General features: G+C 76.9%; 11 protein-coding genes. 7 read left to right on the top strand and 4 right to left on the bottom strand.

The annotated features are described in order from the left end of the window. Nucleotides 1–8: 8 nt before the first annotated feature. From IE326_RS30055 to IE326_RS30040, 4 genes are read left to right on the top strand one after another with little or no spacing between them, the layout of a single operon-like run. A complete protein-coding gene (locus tag IE326_RS30055; protein ID WP_150227584.1) occupies nt 9–1,271 on the top strand; it encodes an MFS transporter in 1,263 nt (420 codons plus the stop codon). Continuing rightward, nucleotides 1,268–3,364, top strand: a complete 2,097-nt coding sequence (locus tag IE326_RS30050) for a SpoIIE family protein phosphatase (protein WP_150227585.1) — start codon at nt 1,268–1,270, stop codon at nt 3,362–3,364. The genes IE326_RS30055 and IE326_RS30050 overlap by 4 nt, the downstream gene beginning before the upstream one ends. After that, nucleotides 3,361–6,150 (top strand): SpoIIE family protein phosphatase, encoded by a 2,790-nt coding sequence (locus IE326_RS30045; RefSeq protein WP_190043832.1) that lies wholly within the window; start codon nt 3,361–3,363, stop codon nt 6,148–6,150. The genes IE326_RS30050 and IE326_RS30045 overlap by 4 nt, the downstream gene beginning before the upstream one ends. Nucleotides 6,151–6,208: 58 nt before the next feature. Further along, complete coding sequence (locus tag IE326_RS30040) at nt 6,209–7,441, top strand: amidohydrolase (RefSeq protein ID WP_373310311.1); 1,233 nt, start codon at nt 6,209–6,211, stop codon at nt 7,439–7,441. Nucleotides 7,442–7,490: 49 nt separating this feature from the next. Here IE326_RS30040 and IE326_RS30035 read toward each other — a convergent pair whose 3' ends face one another. Beyond that, complete coding sequence (locus IE326_RS30035; RefSeq protein WP_190044251.1) at nt 7,491–8,639, bottom strand: hypothetical protein; 1,149 nt, start codon at nt 8,637–8,639, stop codon at nt 7,491–7,493. Nucleotides 8,640–9,009: 370 nt separating this feature from the next. On the opposite strand from IE326_RS30035, the gene IE326_RS30030 reads away from it, so the two are divergent. After that, nucleotides 9,010–9,828: an NAD-dependent epimerase/dehydratase family protein gene (locus IE326_RS30030; protein WP_150227588.1), complete on the top strand. Its 819-nt coding sequence runs from the start codon at nt 9,010–9,012 to the stop codon at nt 9,826–9,828. Nucleotides 9,829–10,098: 270 nt separating this feature from the next. Here the strand turns inward: IE326_RS30030 and IE326_RS30025 are convergent, their stop codons facing one another. After that, nucleotides 10,099–11,091: an AraC family transcriptional regulator gene (locus IE326_RS30025; protein WP_229915735.1), complete on the bottom strand. Its 993-nt coding sequence runs from the start codon at nt 11,089–11,091 to the stop codon at nt 10,099–10,101. 55 nt (nt 11,092–11,146) lie between these two features. Here IE326_RS30025 and IE326_RS30020 point away from each other — a divergent pair, with 55 nt between their 5' ends. Together IE326_RS30020 and IE326_RS30015 are read left to right on the top strand one after the other, a co-directional pair. Then, complete coding sequence (locus IE326_RS30020; protein ID WP_030746207.1) at nt 11,147–11,386, top strand: hypothetical protein; 240 nt, start codon at nt 11,147–11,149, stop codon at nt 11,384–11,386. 36 nt (nt 11,387–11,422) lie between these two features. Further along, entirely contained in the window at nt 11,423–12,685 is a 1,263-nt protein-coding gene (locus tag IE326_RS30015; protein ID WP_190043830.1) for a TerD family protein, read from the top strand. An 18-nt stretch (nt 12,686–12,703) separates the two neighbouring features. Here the strand turns inward: IE326_RS30015 and IE326_RS30010 are convergent, their stop codons facing one another. Both IE326_RS30010 and IE326_RS30005 read right to left on the bottom strand, forming a co-directional pair. After that, nucleotides 12,704–13,723 carry a 1-aminocyclopropane-1-carboxylate deaminase gene (locus IE326_RS30010; protein ID WP_190043829.1) on the bottom strand — a complete coding sequence of 340 codons (1,020 nt, stop codon included), beginning with the start codon at nt 13,721–13,723 and terminating at the stop codon, nt 12,704–12,706. A gap of 82 nt (nt 13,724–13,805) precedes the next feature. Next, on the bottom strand, nt 13,806–14,501 hold the full coding sequence (locus tag IE326_RS30005; RefSeq protein ID WP_190043828.1) for a GntR family transcriptional regulator: 696 nt from the start codon (nt 14,499–14,501) through the stop codon (nt 13,806–13,808). Between the last annotated feature and the right edge of the window lie 14 nt (nt 14,502–14,515).

Raw genomic sequence — 14,515 nt, 5'->3', positions numbered from 1 at the left:
TCCCGTCCATGCGCTGGTATCTGACAGGTGTGGTCGTGTCCGGGTTCGGGACGACGGCGATGTGGCTGGTCTCCGGGATCTGGGTCAAGTCGCTGACGGGTTCGGACGGGCTCGCGGCCCTGACCGCCTTCGCCCTCTGGGCCCCCGCCCTCCTCGGGCCGCTCCTCGGCACGGTCGCGGACCGCTTCCGCCGCCGTCCGCTGCTCGTCGCCCTCGACCTCGCGGCGGCCGCCGTGCTGCCGCTGCTGCTGTGGGTCACCTCGGCCGACCGGGTGTGGCTGCTGTTCGCCGTGCTCGTGCTGTACGGGGCCCAGGGCGCCGTCCACGACGCGGCCGAACAGGCCCTGCTCTCGACCGGCTTCGACAAGGGGCGGCTCGGCTCGGTGAACGGCTGGCGGATGACGGCCGGCGAGTCGACGAAGCTGGTCGCCCCGCTGGTCGCGGCGGGCCTCTTCGCCCGCTGGGGCGGCGGCCCGGTCGCCCTCCTGGACGCGGCGACCTTCGTCCTCGCCGCGGGCGCCTTCGCCGCGGTGCGGGTCCGGGAGGAACGCCCGGCGCGGGCCGCGCGGGAGCGGGGGGCGTGGCGGCGGGAGACCGCCGAGGGCGTCCGGCTGCTCGCGTCCTCGCCGGTGCTGCGGCCGCCGGTCGCCGCCGGGTCCTTCATGATGCTGCTCGCCGGGGTGAACGGGGCGGCGGTGTACGCGGTGGTGGACGGGCTCGGCCGGCCCGCCGCGTACGCCGGGGTGCTGTACGCGGTGCAGGGCGCCGGTTCGGTCCTCGCCGGGCTGACCGCGGGGCCGCTGCTGCGGCGGGTCCCGGAGCGGCTGGTCTGCGCCGGCGGCCTCGCGCTCTTCGCGGTGGCGGCCGGCGCGCGGGCGCTGCCCCACGAGCCGGCGGCGCTGGCGGCGAGCGCCCTGATCGGGCTCGGCATGCCGTGGGTGCTGGTGGCCGCGGTGACGGCGGTCCAGCGGGAGGCCCCGGCGGAGGCGGCGGGCCGCCTGGCGGCGACCGCGAACACCGCGCTCTTCGTCCCGAACGCCCTGGCCCTGGCCCTGGGCGCGGCCCTGGTCACCGCCGTCGACCCCACCGTCCTGCTCCCGGCCCTCGCGCTCGCCGGCCTGACGGGCGCGGCCCTCACGGCCGCGCCCCGCCGGCGGACGGCGCCCGCCGCCCAGGACGGCCCCGGGTGGGTCGCCCGTGGTGCGTGGCCGCGGGGGGCCGGGGAGCATGGAGGGGAGGGGGCGCGGGCTCGGCGGGAGGAGGCAGGGTGACGGCCGGTTCCTTTCCCGGGACGGGGACGGACGAGGGGCGCCTCCGGGTGCCCGGCGGGCCGGGCTTCGACGCGCGGGGGCTGCTCGACGTGCTCGGGGTGGCCGCCGTCGTGGTGGACGCGGCCGGCCGGATCGTGCTGTGGAGCCCGCAGGCGGAGGACCTCTTCGGCTACCGCGCCGACGAGGCCCTGGGGCGGTACGTGGCCCGGCTGATCGTCGGCGAGGAGCACCGGACCGAGGCCGTGCGGCTCTTCGGCGAGGTGCTGCGCGGCGGCACGACCTGGGCGGGCACCTTCCCCGTGCGGCACAAGGACGGCTCGACCCGCGAGGTGGAGTTCCGCAACATGCGGCTCACCGATGACCTGGGCGACCTGTACGCGCTCGGCATCGCCGCCGACCGGAGCGCGGTCGCCCGGGTGGAGACGGAGCTGGCCCTCTCCGACCGGCTGGTGTCGCAGTCCCCGATCGGCCTCGCGGTCCTCGACACCGAGCTGCGCTACGCCCTGGTCAACCCGGCCCTCGAACGGTTCAACGGGGTGCCGGCGGCGCTGCACCTGGGGCGGCTCCCCTCCGAGGTGCTGACCGGGGTGGACGCGGCGCCGCTGGAAGCGGCGGCCCGGCAGGTCCTGGAGACCGGCCGGCCGCTCCTCGGCCTGCGGGCGATGGGCACCACCCCGTCCGACCCGGGCGGCGGCGAGCACGCCTGGGCGGTGTCGTTCTACCGCCTGGAGACGGCCGCGGACCGGGTCCTCGGGGTGGCGGCCTGGGTGACCGACGTGACCGAGCGGCACCGCGCGGACGCGGAGGCCGACCGGTCCCGGCGGCGGCTCGCGCTGATCGCGGACGCCTCCGCCCGGGTCGGCACCACCCTGGAGGTGGAGCGGACCGCGGCCGAGCTGGCGTCGGTGGTGGTGCCGGCCCTCGCCGACGTGGCCGCCGTCGACGTCCTCGACTCGGTGCTCTCGCTGCGCGCGCCGGACTCCCCCGGCCGGGGCCCGGCGCTCTTCCGGGCGCTCGCGGTGAAGGCCGGGCACGAGACGGAGGCGCTGCCCGCCGCCGACCCGCCCGGTTCGGTCGCGGCGTACGGGGCGGACCGGCTGGTCACCCGCTGCGTGCGCACCGGGCGGCCGGTCCTGGTGGCCCGGGTCGGCCCGGCGGACCTGCAGCGGATCGCGCGCGGTCCCGAGGCGGCCCGGCAGCTGGCGCGGGCCGGGGTCCACTCGTACCTGGCGGTGCCGCTGATCGCGCGCGGCGAGGTGCTCGGGGCGCTCGACCTGAAGCGGGACCGGCACCATCCGCTGCCCTTCGACGCGGACGACGTGCTGCTCGCCGTGGAGCTGGCGGCCCGGGCGGCGGTCGGCATCGACAACGCCCGCTGGTACCAGAGCGCGCGGAACGCGGCGGTGACCCTCCAGCGGAGCCTGCTGCCGGGGCCGCCGCCGGTCCGGCCCGGCCTGGAGACGGCGGTCCGCTACCAGCCGGCCCAGGCGTCCCACGAGGTCGGCGGCGACTGGTACGACGTGATCGCGCTGCCCGGCGACCGGACCGCCCTGGTGGTGGGGGACGTGATGGGCAGCGGCATCGACGCGGCGGCCACCATGGGCGGGCTGCGGACCGCCACCCGCGCCTTCGCCGACCTGGACCTCTCCCCCGCGCAGGTGCTGCGCCACCTGGACCGGATCACGGTCGCCCCCGAACACTCCATCGCCACCTGCCTGTTCGCCGTGCACGACCCGGGCAGGGAGCGCTGCCGGATCGCGAACGCCGGCCACCTGCCGCCGGTGCGGCTCCCGGCGGACGGCCCGGCCGAGCTGGTCGGGGTGGGCACCGGGGTGCCGCTGGGGGTCGGCGGGGGCGCCTTCCGCACGACGCGGGTGCCGTTCCGGCGGGGCGACCGGCTGGTGCTGTACACGGACGGGCTGATCGAGACCCGGGACGCCCCCATCGACGAGCGGCTGGCGCTGCTCGTCCGGCTGGTCGAGGAGACCCGGGGCCTGTCCCTGGAGGAGAGCTGCGACCGGCTGCTGCGGCGGCTGCGCCGTCCCGGCGCCCCGGACGACGTGGCCCTGCTGATCGCCCGGAGCACCGGATGAGGGCCCGCCGGGGCCGGCCGCGGCGGGGGGACGGCACCGGGCTGCGGAGCCTGGCGGGACAGGTCTTCGCCCTGGAGGCGCTGGTGGCGCTGCTGGTGATCGTGGCGGCGGTGCTCGTCACCTTCCGGCAGGCCCGGCAGGACGTGCTCCAGGACGCCCGGACGCGGTCGCTGGCGGTCGCGGAGGCCTTCGCGAAGGCGCCCGGGGTGGACGCGGCCCTGGAGTCGCCGGACCCGACGGCGGCGCTCCAGGAGCGGGCGGAGCAGACGCGGGTGGCGACCGGGGTGGACTTCGTCGCGGTCCTCGGCCCGGACGGGGTGCGGTACACGGACGCGGAGAGCGGGCTGATCGGCCGGAAGGCGACCGGGGACCTGTCCCGGGCGGCGGTGGACGGCGAGTCGTACACGGAGACCTTCCGGGGCGCGCCGAACGACGCGGTGCGGGCCGTGGTGCCGGTGGTGGACGACGACGGCCGGATCGTCGGCATGGTGACGAGCGGCATCGAGGTGCAGTCGCTCAGGGGGGCGGTGGAGGGCCGGCTCGTGGTGCTGCTGGCGGCGGGCGGCGGGGCGCTGCTGCTGGCGCTGGGCGGGGCGGGGCTGGTGGCGCGGCGGCTGCGGCGGCAGACGCACGGCCTGGGCCCGGCCGAGATGACCCGGATGAAGGAGCACCACGAGGCGGTGCTGCACGCGGTCCGCGAGGGGGTGGTGATCGTCGGCGCGGACGGGCGGCTGGTGCTCGTCAACGACGAGGCGCGGCGGCTGCTGGGGCTGCCGGCGGACGCCGAGCGGCGGCCGCTCGCGGAGCTGGGGCTCGACCCCCGCACGGTGGAGCTCCTGGAGTCGGGGCGGACCGCGACGGACGAGGTGCACCGGGCGGGTGACCGGCTGCTCGCGGTGAGCGTGCGGCCGACCGTGCCGGACGAGGCGAGGTCGGGCAGCGTGATGACGATGCGGGACACCACCGAGCTGGCGGCGCTGGCCGGGCGGGCGGAGGTGGCGCGGGGCCGGCTCCAGCTGCTGTACGAGGCGGGGGTGCGGATCGGGACGACCCTGGAGGTGGTCCGGACGGCGGAGGAGCTGGCGGAGGTGGCGGTGCCGAGGTTCGCGGACTTCGCCACCGTGGAGCTGCTCGAACCGGTGCTGCGGGGCGAGGAGCCGCCGCAGGACGCGACGCTGGCGGAGATGCGCAGGACCGCGCTGAGCGGGGTGCGGCCGGAGCAGCCGCTCCAGCGGGTGGGCGAGGTGATCCGGTTCCACGTGCCGAGCACGCCGATGGCGACGGCGCTGGCGGAGGGGCGCGCGGTGGTGCAGCCGGTGCTGGCGGCGGCGGAAGGCTGGCGGGCGCAGGACCCGGAGGGGGCGGCGCGGGCGCTGGCGTACGGCATGCACTCGCTGCTGACGGTGCCGCTGCTGGCCCGGGGCGTGGTGCTGGGGATGGCGAACTTCTGGCGGGCGGACACGGCGGAGCCGTTCGGGGCGGAGGACGTGGAGTTCGCGGAGGAGCTGGCGGCGCGGGCGGCGGTGGCCGTGGACAACGCCCGCCGGTTCACCCGGGAGCACGCGATGGCGGTGACGCTCCAGCGGAGCCTGCTGCCGCGGGTGCTGCCCGAGCAGGACGCGGTGGAGGTGGCGTACCGCTATCTGCCGGCGAAGGCGGGGGTGGGCGGCGACTGGTTCGACGTGATCCCGCTGCCGGGGGCGCGGGTGGCGCTGGTGGTGGGCGACGTGGTGGGGCACGGGCTGCACGCGGCGGCGACGATGGGGCGGCTGCGGACGGCGGTGCACAACTTCTCGACGCTGGACGTGCCGCCGGACGAGATCCTGGGGCACCTGGACGAGCTGACCGGGCGGATCGACGAGGAGGCGGAGCCGGCGGGCGCGCCGGGCGGCGGCCGGGGGCGGCGGGAGGAGAGCATCACCGGCGCGACCTGTCTGTACGCGATCTACGATCCGGCGTCCGGGGTGTGCACGGTGGCGAGCGCGGGGCATCCGGGGCCCGCGGTGGTCGACGCCGAGGGGCGGGTGGAGTTCCCGCCGCTGTCGCCGGGGGTGCCGCTGGGGCTCGGGCTGGGGGACGTGCCCTTCGAGTCGACGGAGCTGCGGCTGCCGGAGGGCAGCAGGCTGGTGCTGTTCACGGACGGGCTCCTGGAGGACCACGGGCGGGACGTGGGGACGGGGCTGCGGCTGCTGCGCCGGACGCTGGAGCGGCCGGACCGGAGTCCCGAGCAGACCTGTGCGGACGTGCTGGCGAGCCTGTTGTCGCCGGCGCCCCGGGACGACATCGCGCTGCTCGTGGCGCGGACCCGGCGGCTGCCGGCGGACCGGATCGCCGAGTGGGAGGTGGCGCGGGACCCGGCGGCGGTGTCGCCGGTGCGGAACGCGGCGGCGGCCAAGCTCGTCGAGTGGGGCCTGGAGGAGACGGCGTACGCGGTGGAGCTGATCCTGAGCGAGCTGGTCACCAACGCGGTGCGGTACGGGGCGGATCCGGTGCGGGTGCGGCTGCTGTACGACCGGCGGCTGGTGTGCGAGGTGTCGGACGGCAGCAGCACCTCGCCGCACCTGCGGCACGCGGCGGACACCGACGAGGGCGGGCGGGGGCTGTACCTGGTGGCGCGGTTCGCGGAGCGGTGGGGCACCCGGTACGGGCGGCGGGGGAAGACGATCTGGGCGGAGCTGCGGGTGGGGCCGGACGGCGGGGAAGGGGCCGGCGGGGAGGGCGGCGGGGCGGAGCCGGGGCCCGCGGCGGCCCTGGACCTGGACGCGCTGGAGAAGCTCGCCTGGTGAGGGGGGCGCGGCCCTGCCGGACCCCGAGGACAACATGGTATACCAAAAGGGTCCGCACATGCCCGAAGGAGACCCCGTGAGCCCCACGCCCCGCAGCGCCACCCTCTTCCAGAACGTCCGGCCCCTCGGCGGCCCGGCCGGCGACCTGATCGCCGTCGACGGGGTGCTCGTCGCGGAGCTCCCCGAGGGCGCGGCCGTCGAGCGGGTGGACGGCGGCGGGCGGCTCGCCCTGCCGACCCTCGTCGACGCGCACGTCCACCCGGACAAGACCTCCTGGGGCGAGCCCTGGTACCGCCGCCGCCCCGCCGGGGGCATCGCCGAGTACGTGGCGGGGGACGTGGACCTGGCCCGGTCGCTGCCCACCCCGGTGGGCGAGCGGGCGCTGCGCCTGATGTCCCACGCGGCGGCCCGGGGCACCCGCGCCATGCGGGCCCACGCGGACGTCGCCCCGGCCTACGGCCTGTCCTGCGTGGAGGGCGTCGCGGCGGCGGCCGCGGCGCTCGCCGGGATCGTCGACGTCGAGCTGGTCGCCTTCCCGCAGCACGGCGTGGTGCGCACCCCGGGCGCGGCGGAGCTGCTCGCGGAGGCGGCGGCGAGCGGTCTGGTCAGCCACGTCGGCGGCATCGACCCGACCGGTTTCGACGCCACGGGCGACCGGGAGGGCGACCAGCTCGGCCTGGTCTTCGGGCTGGCCGAGAAGCACGGCCTGGGCCTCGACATCCACCTGCACGACCGGGGCGAGCCGGGCCTCGCGGTGATCCGGGACATCGCCGCCCGCACCCGCGCGGCCGGGCTGGGCGGCAAGGTGGCGGTGGCGCACGCCTTCGCCGTCGCGGGCCTGTCCGGCCGCGCGCTGGACGAGACGGCCGACCTGCTGGCGGAGGCCGGGGTCGCGCTGACCACGGTCGCCCTGGGCGAGACGACGGTCCTGCCCTTCCGGCGGCTCGCCGAGCGCGGGGTGACGGTCGGCCTGGGCTCGGACGGCGTCCGCGACAGCTGGAGCCCGTACGGCAACGGCGACATGCTGCACCGCGCCTGGCTGGCGGGCTGGGCCCTGGACGCCCGGCTCGACGAGGAGCTGGAGGCGTGCTTCGGCATCGCCGCCCACGGCGGCGCGGCGCTGATGGGTCTGCCCGCCGCGGACCTGCGGCCGGGATCCCCCGCCGACTTCATGCTGGTCGAGGGCGAGTGCCTGCCGCAGGTCGTGATCGACCAGCCGCACCGGGACCTGGTGGTGCGGGCGGGCCGCGTGGTGGCCCGGGACGGCCGCCTGGTCCGCTCCGCGCCCTGAGGGGAGCGTCCCGGGCCGTGCCTTTCGGACCGGGCCCGATCGGGCCGGATCAGGGGGACACGGCCCGGCCGAGCTCCGTCAGGGCGGCGCGGACCGCCGCCAGGTCGGCGTCGGAGGCCAGGCCCGCGTGGTAGAGGCGGAGTTCGGTGGCGCCCTCGGCGAGGGCGCGCCGCGCGTCGGCGGCGAGCCGCTCCGGGGCGCCGCCCATGCCGGTGACGACCGGGAGGTTGGCGGCGAGGGTGCCGCCCGGCGGCAGGTGGGCGGCGAAGGCCGCGAGCCGGCCGGGGCGGGCCACCACGCCGTCGGCGGTCCCCAGGACGTGCGCGGGGTCGGTGCCGGCGTCGGCGCCGCAGCGGTACGGGTCCGGGTCGGCGTGCAGCAGGATCCGGAAGCCGGGCGGGGCGGCGGCGCGGACGGCGGCGACGGCGGCCTCCTGGAGGGAGCGGGCGGTCCGGGCGCGCCAGGCGAGCGCGGGCCCCTCCCCCGCGCCGAGGCCGCCGGCGGGTCCGGTGCCGCCCCAGACGGGGGCGAGGGCGGTCCGGACGGCGGCGGCCAGCTCCTCCGGGTCGGCGCCCCCGGCCGCGTACCCCTCCCGGCAGTGGGGGCAGAAGCAGAGCGAGAGCAGCAGCTGGGCGCGGTCGTCGAGGGGGACGCCACCGGTCTTGTCGTGGGCGTGCAGGTGGGCGTAGCCGTACCAGCCGCAGGACTCCAGCTCGGTGCCGGCCGCGCCGGGCCGGACGGCGGCCTCGGCGGCGAGCTCCACGAGCAGCGCGCGGACCTCGGGGTGGGCGACGCAGGGGGCCCACGGGTAGCGGTCGCCGTACGCGTTGACGACGGAGGTGTCCGGACGCTCCGCGCCCAGCCGGGAGTTGTGGGCGAGGACCACCCAGCTGTGCACGGCGAGCCCGGTGCCGCCGAGGGCGTCGGCGGCCCGCGCCCAGGCGTCGCCGGGCGCCCAGTCGCCCGCCGGGTACGGGGCGAGCGGGCGGCCCGCCCAGCGGGCCGGGTCCGGCGGGTAGAGCACGGCCGCGTGTCCGGCGGTGACGACCCGGTGGCCCGGGTGGCGGGGGGTGAGCGCCCGGGTCGCGTGGTAGGCGGCGGCGAGGGTGACCTGCCGCACCCCGAGCCCGGCGAGCAGTCCGGGGGCGCGGGGGTCCCCGTCGACGTCCCAGGGATAGAGGAAGGCCCCGGCCCGCACCCGCCCGGCTCCGCTCGTGCCGGCCGGGCGGTCCGCCGCCCCGGAGGCGTCGGGTGCGGGGGCTGCGAGGGTGGTCACGGGGGCTCCCGGGAGGGGTCGACGCACGGCTGACACGCATTCACATCCATGAACGCGGATCGCACGCTAATGCCGCCATCCGGCCGGGTCAAGGGCGATGTCCGCAGCGGACAGGCGCCTTGACGGCCCGTCCGGCCCCTCCCTAGCGTGTCCACGTCCATGAATGGACCCGCCGGACCGGCGCGCCGGCCACGTCCTTTCCGTACCCCCGCCCCACCCGCTCGCGTCCCCGCCGCGCCCGTCCGCGTCCCCGTCCCGTCCCAGCCGTGCCCCAGCCGAGGAGAACCCGCCGATGCCCGCACCCCGCACCCTGCTCCTCACCGGCGCCGCCGGCGGCGTCGGCACCCTCATGCGGGACCTGCTCCCCGCCCACGGCCACGCGCTCCGGCTGCTCGACGCCGTGCCGGTGCCCGGCGCCCCGGACGCGATCCTCGCGGACCTCTCCGACCGCGCGGCCCTGCGCGAGGCGGTGCGCGGGGTCGACGCGGTCGTGCACCTGGCCGGCATCTCCCAGGAGGCGGACTTCGACGCGATCGTCGCCGCCAACGTCACCGGCCTCCACCACCTCTACGAGGCCGTCCGCGAGGAGGGCGTGCGGCGGGTCGTCTTCGCCTCCAGCAACCACGCCGTCGGCTTCACCCGCCGCCCGGCGGACGGCGAGCCGCTCGTGCCGGTCACCACCCCGCACCGGCCCGACACCTTCTACGGCCTCTCCAAGTGCTTCGGCGAGGACCTGGCGCAGCTCTACTGGGACCGGCACGGCATCGAGACCGTCTCGGTGCGCATCGGCTCCTGCTTCCCCGAGCCCACCTCGGTCCGGATGCTCTCGCTCTGGCTCAGCCCGGCCGACTGCGCGCGCCTGCTGCACGCCGCGCTCACCGCCGAGGGCGTCGGCCACACCGTGGTCCACGGCTCCTCGGCCAACACGCGCGCGTGGTGGGACCTCTCGGACGCCCTCGCGCTGGGCTACGCGCCGCGGGACGACTCGGAGGCGTACGCCCGGAAGCTGATCGCCGAGCAGGGCCTGCCCCCGGAGGGCAGTCCGGACGACCTCTACCTGGGCGGCGGTTTCACCGCGGACGCGCCGCGCTGGTCCCCGCCGGCCCCCTGAGACCGGCGCTGCCGGAGGGACGTCGGGGACGGAGCGGACGTCCGCGGGCCCGGTCGGTGATACGGGGGAGCCGACCGGGCCCGGTTCGACGGCGCGCGCTGGCAGCGCCGGACGCGACCACCGTAAGCCGCCACCAAGATCGCCGCGAGCCACGGAACGCGGCCTCTGTCCGGATTGCGCGGCCGACAGGTGCACGGGATCGCACAGGGGCGCACGAAAACCCCCGGCACTCCCACGCGCCGTCCCCGCGTACCGTCCCCGCGACCCGTCTCAGGGCGCGGTCCGCAGGGTCCGGGAGGGGGACTCGCCGAACTTCTCCCGGTAACGGGCGGCGAAGCGCCCCTGGTGGGCGAAGCCCCAGCGCCAGGCGACCTCGCTCACGCTCACCTCGTCGGGCTCCGCCGCCCGCAGCTCCTCCCGCACCCGGTCGAGGCGGACCTCGCGGACGTAGGCCATCGGCGACATCCCGACGCACTCCCGGAAGGACTCCTGGAGCCTGCGCACGCTCACGCGCGCGTGCGCGGCGAGTTCGGAGGTGGTGAAGGGGTGCTCGGGCCGCTCCCGCACCGCGTCCATGGCCCGCTTGACGGGGGCCGGGCGGCGCGGCCCGCCCGGGTGGGCCAGCTCGTCCCGCCAGGGGTGCTCGGCGGCCAGCAGCAGCCCGTTGAGCAGCGCCTCCTGGAGGGGGCGGGCGACCAGCTCGTGGTGGGCGATGCCGTCCCCGCCCAGCGCCTCCGCGGCGACCCGGCGGGCGAAGCGCACCCAGCCGAGGCCGGGACCGCGCGAGATGTCGAGACGGGGCCGGAAGACGAGGCCGCCCTGCGGCGCCCGGCCCAGCAGGCTCTCCAGCCGCTCGCGCAGTTCGGCGGCGCCCACCTTCACGGAGAGGATCCGCCCGTCGCCGCTCCAGCGGTCGAGGAAGGTGTCCCCCGAGGGGTCGAGGAGCAGCGCCTCCCGGGCCGAGGCGTGGACGGCCGGGCCGCCGCCCTGGCGCATCTCCATGGTGCCGCTGAGCGGGGCGTTGACGTGGTACGCGCCCAGCTCGCCGAAGCTCATGCGGACGTCGGCCCCGCAGCTGAGGTCGCCGATGACCAGCGGCCCGAAGTCGACGATGTCGAAGCGGGCCGCGAAGGAGCCGTGCCCCCTCGGGTCGACGACGTCCATGCGGCTCGCGTAGTAGCGCGCGTCGAGTTCCTCGCGCGCCTCGTCGACGTCCCCGGTCGTGAAACCGCTCGTACAAGAGCTCCCACCCACAGCACCCACGAGGCGAAAGATAATTCATATGACGGGCCTGCCCGGGAACGGCAGGATGCCCGTCATGCCACGACCTCAGGGATTCGCGTACGAAGAGCGCCGGGACGGCTCCGTCGTCCTCACCCACCACGGGCGCCCCGCCGGGGTGCTGCGCGGGGCCCGGGCGGCGAAGTTCCTGGCCGAGGCGGGGGCGGGCGACGCCCAGCTGGTGATGGCCCGCTGGACCGGGGCGTACCGTTTCGGCAACGAGCGGCAGGCCAGGAACCATCCGCGTAACCAGGGTGGCCGAACCCGTCGCGGGTAAGGGAACGGCAAAGGGCCCCTGATCGTTGAGCCTGGCATGACCGCAATGACCCCCGGCTCGAACCTTCCTCTCACCGCCCCCCGCGTGGCGGTCGACGTCGCCGCCCCGGTGCGGCTCGACGTCTCGGGCCTGCTGCTCGGCGCCGACGGCAAGGTGCGCTCGGACGACGACTTCATCTTCTACAACCAGCCCTCCGGCCCCGGCGTCACCTACCGCTCCGGCGGCGGCACCGCGCCCGACGCGATCCTCGTGGACACCGGCGCCCTGCCCGCCGGCGTGGAGAGGATCGTGGTCACGGCCAGCCCCGACGCCGCCGGGCAGACCTTCCAGGGCATCGAGCCCACCGCGACCGTCCGCGAGGCCGACGGCGGCGCGGTGATCGCCACCTTCACCCCGCCGCAGCTGGCCACCGAGACGGCCCTGGTCGTCGTCGAGATCTACCTGCGCAACGGCGCCTGGAAGGTCCGCGCCGTGGGCCAGGGCTACGCGAACGGCCTGGCCGGCATCGCGACCGACTTCGGCGTGAGCGTGGACGAGGAGCCCGCCGCCCCCGCCGCCGTCGCTCCCCCGGTCCCGGCCGCGCCGCCCGCCCCGCCCGTGCCGGCCACGCCGCCGCCGCTGGTGACCCCGCCCGGTCCGAACGACCCGCGGTTCGCCTTCGGCTCCCCGGCCGCCCCCGCGCCCGTCCCCCCGGCCCCGGCCGCCGCCCCCGCCGCCACCGGCAAGATCAACCTCGACAAGGGCCGGGTCAACCTCCAGAAGAACCAGACCGTCTCGCTGGTCAAGGGCGGCCGTCCGCTGCTCTCCCAGGTGAAGATGGGCCTCGGCTGGGAGCCCGCGTACCGGGGCCGGGACATCGACCTGGACGCCTCGGTCATCGCGTACGGCCCCCAGCGCAACCACCTGGACAGCTGCTACTTCGGCAAGCTGACCATCCTCGGCGGGGCGGTCCGGCACTCCGGGGACAACCTGACGGGCGAGGGCGCGGGCGACGACGAGGTGATCACCGTCGACCTCGGCCGGCTGCCCGCCGACGCCACCGGCCTGGTCTTCACCGTCAACTCCTTCTCGGGGCAGAAGTTCACCGAGGTCGCCAAGGCGTACTGCCGGCTGATGGACGCGGCGACCGGCGAGGAGCTGGTCCGCTTCGACCTGACCACCGCCGAGCCGCAGACCGGCGTGATGATGGCCAAGCTCATCAAGCAGTTCTCCGGCGAGTGGGAGATGACGGCGATGGGCGAGTTCGTGAAGTCCCGGACGGTCCGGGGCATGGTGAAGCCGGCCGCCCAGGCGCTCTGAGCGGCCGGCCCCCGCGCGCTAGGAGAACAGCGCGCTGTAGGCGTTGAGGGCGGGCTGGCCGCCGAGGTGGGCGTAGAGCACGGTCGAGTCCCGGCCGATCTCGCCCCGGTCCACCAGGTCGATCAGCCCGGCCATCGACTTCCCCTCGTAGACGGGGTCGGTGACCATGCCCTCGGTGCGGGCGGCGAGCCGCATCGCGTCGAGGGTGGCCTCGTCCGGGACGCCGTAGACGCCGGCGTGGTAGCGCGCGTCCAGCTCCACGTCGGCGGCGGTCGGCTCGCGTTCGACGCCGATGAGGGCGGCGGTGTTCCGGGCGATCCGGGTGATCTGCCCGTGGGTCTCGGCGGGCTTCGCGGAGGCGTCGATCCCGACGATCCGGCGCGGCCGGCCGCCCTCCTCGGCGAGGGCGGCGAAGCCCGCGACCATCCCGGCCTGGGTGGAGCCGGTCACCGAGCAGACGACGACCGTGTCGAAGAAGACGCCGAGCTCCCGCTCCTGCTCGGCCACCTCGTGGGCCCAGTTCGCGAAGCCGAGGCCGCCGAGCGGGTGGTCGGAGGCGCCGGCCGGGATCGCGTACGGCTTCCCGCCGCCCTCCTCGACCTCGCGCAGGGCCTGCTCCCAGCTCTCCTTGAAGCCGATGCCGAAGCCCGCCCGCACCAGCCGCACGTCGGCGCCGGCCAGCCGGCTGATCAGGATGTTGCCGACCTTGTCGTAGACGGCGTCGGGCCAGTCGACCCAGCTCTCCTGCACCAGCACGCAGCGCAGCCCGGCGCGGGCGGCGACGGCGGCGACCTGGCGGGTGTGGTTGGACTGCACCCCGCCGATGGAGACGAGGGTGTCGCAGCCCCGCGCGAGGGCGTCGGCGACCAGGTACTCCAGCTTGCGGGTCTTGTTCCCGCCGTACGCGACGCCGGAGTTGCAGTCCTCGCGCTTGGCCCACAGGGTCGCGCCGCCGAGGTGGTGGGTGAGCCGCTCCAGCGGATGGACCGGGGAGGGCCCGAAGAGCAGCGGATGACGGTCGAAGTCGGTGATCGGCACGGGCGGCTCTCCCAGGGGTGGCGGACGGGGCGGCGGAGGACGGGGGTACGACTCCGGGGGCGGCGGCGCGGCGGCCCGCGGGTCACGGCTCCGGGGGTGCGGGGACGCCGGTGACCTCTGAGACCTCGACGGCGTCGTCGGCCAGGTGCTCCAGCGCGGCCCATATCCCGGTGGTGACGCAGACGGCCTCCTCCGCGTCCCCGGCGGCGCAGGCGTCGATGAGGCGGGTGTGGAGCTCTGCGGAGCCGCAGCTGCCGGCGTCGCCGAAGAGGCGGCGCTCGACGCGGCGGACCAGCGGGGTGTAGCGGTCGATGGTGGCGGCGGCCGCGTGGTTGCCGCAGGCGAGGACGAGAACCCCGTGCAGGTCGTCGTCGGCGGCGAGGGCGGCCTCGACGTCGCGGGCGCGGACGGCGGCGGCGAAGCGCTCGTTGGCCTCGCGCATGGCGCGGACGGCCTCGGGGCCGAGGAGCGGCACGGCGGTGCGGGCGGCGAGTTCGTGCATCACCCGGATCACGGAGGCGGCGTCGCGGACGATCCGGGTGACCGGGCGGGTGACCCGGGTGTAGCTCTGCGGCTTGGTCTCGACGAGGCCCTCGGCGGTCAGCCGGGCGAGGGCGTCGCGGACGGGGGCGCGGGAGAGCCCGAGGCGGTCGGCGAGGTCGGAGTCCTTGAGGAGGGCGCCGGGGGCGAGTTCGCCGCGCACGATCGCCTCGCGCAGCGACTCGTAGGCCCGGTCGCGCAGCAGGGTCCGGCCCACCGGCCGCAGAACGTCGTCCATGGACTGACAGGTTA

The sequence above is a fragment of the Streptomyces filamentosus genome (assembly GCF_014654895.1).
GTDB classification, from domain to species: Bacteria; Actinomycetota; Actinomycetes; order Streptomycetales; family Streptomycetaceae; genus Streptomyces; species Streptomyces filamentosus.
This window is presented reverse-complemented; position numbering and strand designations above follow the sequence as displayed.

Excerpts from the sequence above, each read along its gene's own strand:
- IE326_RS30055 (WP_150227584.1), top strand. The coding sequence starts at position 9 with ATGCGCTGGTATCTGACAGGTGTGGTCGTGTCCGGGTTCGGGACGACG.
- IE326_RS30045 (WP_190043832.1), top strand. The coding sequence starts at position 3,361 with ATGAGGGCCCGCCGGGGCCGGCCGCGGCGGGGGGACGGCACCGGGCTG.
- IE326_RS30005 (WP_190043828.1), bottom strand. The coding sequence starts at position 14,501 with ATGGACGACGTTCTGCGGCCGGTGGGCCGGACCCTGCTGCGCGACCGG.
- IE326_RS30020 (WP_030746207.1), top strand. The coding sequence starts at position 11,147 with ATGCCACGACCTCAGGGATTCGCGTACGAAGAGCGCCGGGACGGCTCC.
- IE326_RS30040 (WP_373310311.1), top strand. The coding sequence starts at position 6,209 with ATGCCCGAAGGAGACCCCGTGAGCCCCACGCCCCGCAGCGCCACCCTC.
- IE326_RS30015 (WP_190043830.1), top strand. The coding sequence starts at position 11,423 with ATGACCGCAATGACCCCCGGCTCGAACCTTCCTCTCACCGCCCCCCGC.
- IE326_RS30030 (WP_150227588.1), top strand. The coding sequence starts at position 9,010 with ATGCCCGCACCCCGCACCCTGCTCCTCACCGGCGCCGCCGGCGGCGTC.